1 rRNA gene is annotated in these 205 nt (G+C 55.6%); it reads left to right on the top strand.

Annotation, left to right across the window (positions count from 1 at the left end):
* Window positions 1-137: 137 nt before the first annotated feature.
* Window positions 138-205: ribosomal RNA gene (rrf, locus tag UK12_RS36185) — 5S ribosomal RNA — on the top strand; the annotation flags it as partial.

Below are 205 nucleotides of genomic sequence, written 5' to 3'. Positions count from 1 at the left end.
CCCTGTGAGGGGTGGAGTTGACCGGTACTAATAGGCCGAGGGCTTGTCCTCAGTTGCTCGCGTCCACTGTGTTGTTCTGAAACAACGACCCCACACCGTTCTTTTTGGGTGTGGTGCGGCCGATAGTTTCATAGTGTTTCGGTGGTCATAGCGTGAGGGAAACGCCCGGTTACATTCCGAACCCGGAAGCTAAGCCTCAAAGCGC

This window comes from Saccharothrix sp. ST-888, from assembly GCF_000955975.1.
Taxonomy (GTDB): Bacteria; Actinomycetota; Actinomycetes; order Streptomycetales; family Streptomycetaceae; genus Kitasatospora.
This window is presented reverse-complemented; position numbering and strand designations above follow the sequence as displayed.